The organism is Planobispora rosea (genome assembly GCF_014648175.1).
GTDB classification, from domain to species: domain Bacteria; phylum Actinomycetota; class Actinomycetes; order Streptosporangiales; family Streptosporangiaceae; genus Planobispora; species Planobispora rosea.
The window spans coordinates 1-1,745 of the sequence record NZ_BMQP01000116.1 but is presented as its reverse complement, the minus strand read 5'-3'; the positions used below and the strand labels follow the sequence as shown (position 1 = coordinate 1,745).

Below are 1,745 nucleotides of genomic sequence, written 5' to 3'. Positions count from 1 at the left end.
GCCGCTCACCGTTGCCTGGCGGCCATCGGTGGCGGGACGGAGCTCAGGGTCGGCCATCGTAGGCTGCACCCGATTTCAACAACACGACGGACCTCACGCACGGAGGTGGAAGCGGAGAAGGCACCACAAGGGATTGGCCGGTTCCACGTCATCGTTCCGGAGGGCCGGTTCCGGGAAGTCCCGTGCCTCAACGCCGAGCCGTACCATCATGACTGGCCGGCCGACCTGCCCGGACCCGCCGTAGCAGGCGCACCCACAACGGCCAGTTCGCGGGGCGGCTGCTCAGCGTGCCGGTCGCCGCGCGCTCGGCGTTGTCGAAGAGATCCTGCATCAGTGCCTCGTGCAGCCAGCGGATCGCCAGCGGCCACATGATCCGCATGCGGCCTCGGAGGGTGCCGTCGATGATGTGGGTGAGACGGCAGCGGTCCGGACCATCCGCGGTGATGGTGAACTCGTGGTGGCCGTCGAGCCCGAGTTCCGGGTCGAAGAGGAAGCGGACCCGGTGGCCGGGCTCGTATTCGGAGACGCTGTAGCGGATCGGGCCGTGGCCTCCGCGCGAGCCGGGGGTCAGACCGGAGTCGAGGACGAGCCGCGGCCAGGCCGGGACGGGCCAGAGGCGGTCGTCGGCGGTGGCCACCCGATCCAGCAGCGCGCCGAGTGTCTCTGCCGAGGCGCCGATTGTGCGTTCCTGGATGTTCCGCATCTCACTCCTCCATACGCCAGCGTATGGAGGAACCGTACTGCGATGGATCACAGGGCTGCGGGCCGGGGTGCCCACCCTTTAGGGGGCGTCGAGTCGCCGCGCGATGGTGAGCATGTGGCCGCTGACGCCCAGAAGCGAGGGCACGCACTCCAGCGAACGCTGCGCGTCGAGCAGGAGCCGGCGGCGTTCCGGATCGTCGAGCCAGTCGTTGACGTCGCCGTACAGCCAGAAGGCGCCCTCCAGCCCGTACCGCTCGGCCCCGCAGAGGCCGGCGTCGGCGAACTCCCCCGGAACTTCGTCCGGATCGTGGAGGTAGGCGGGAAAGCCCTGCCCGGGAGAGAGCATGATCCCATCCCGCATGGCTGCGTGTGCGGCCTGCCGCTGCCGCTCCTGGGGGTAGACGCCCAGATAGATCGTGTCGTGTACGGCCGCACAGCGGTTGATGGTCGCAGCTGCCACCAGGCCGCCGGGCCGTACGGCGCGCCGGGCCTCGGCCAGCGCCCGCACCCGGTCGACGCGCTCCGCCAGGTGGTAGAGAGGTCCCAGGAGCAGCACCGCGTCCACGCTCGCGTCCGGCGCCGGCAAGTGGCGTGCATCGCCCAGCCGCGCGGTCACCCCGGCCAGCTTGGCGGCCCGCTCCACGTGCAGGGGGATCGGATCGAGCAACTCGACCTCGTAGCCGTCGGCGACCAGCCATTCGGCATGCACTCCGGTGCCGCCGCCCACATCCAGCACCCGGGCCGGAGCAGCGGGCAGCATTCGGCGTAGCACATCTTGCGTACGCCAGAACTCCAGCCGGCCACGCCCTTCCCGGAGCCGACTGTGCTCCCTGTCCTGCTCGTAGTAGGTGAGCAGTTCCCGTGCCAGCGCCATACTCGATCATGCCTTGAGCCGCATTCTGCGGGCAAATGATTACATGTCGGCTATTTCAGGATCATTTGCCCTGTGGGATGCACCCCACCTTCAGGATCGGGTGCATCCCACGATGGCCGACCCTGAGCTCCGTCCCGCCACCGATGGCCGCCAGGCAACGGTGAGCGGC

General features: G+C 69.3%; 2 protein-coding genes. Both read right to left on the bottom strand.

What is annotated here, in order from left to right:
• Positions 1-187 precede the first annotated feature (187 nt).
• Positions 188-703, bottom strand: coding sequence for an SRPBCC family protein (locus tag IEZ08_RS38980; protein WP_068921414.1), 516 nt, complete (start codon positions 701-703; stop codon positions 188-190).
• A 78-nt stretch (positions 704-781) separates the two neighbouring features.
• A complete protein-coding gene (locus tag IEZ08_RS38975; protein ID WP_068921415.1) occupies positions 782-1,576 on the bottom strand; it encodes a class I SAM-dependent methyltransferase in 795 nt (264 codons plus the stop codon).
• Positions 1,577-1,745: the final 169 nt, after the last annotated feature.

Bases quoted from the DNA above. Each gene is read 5' to 3' on its own strand.
- IEZ08_RS38980 (WP_068921414.1), bottom strand. From the start codon at position 703: ATGCGGAACATCCAGGAACGCACAATCGGCGCCTCGGCAGAGACACTC.
- IEZ08_RS38975 (WP_068921415.1), bottom strand. From the start codon at position 1,576: ATGGCGCTGGCACGGGAACTGCTCACCTACTACGAGCAGGACAGGGAG.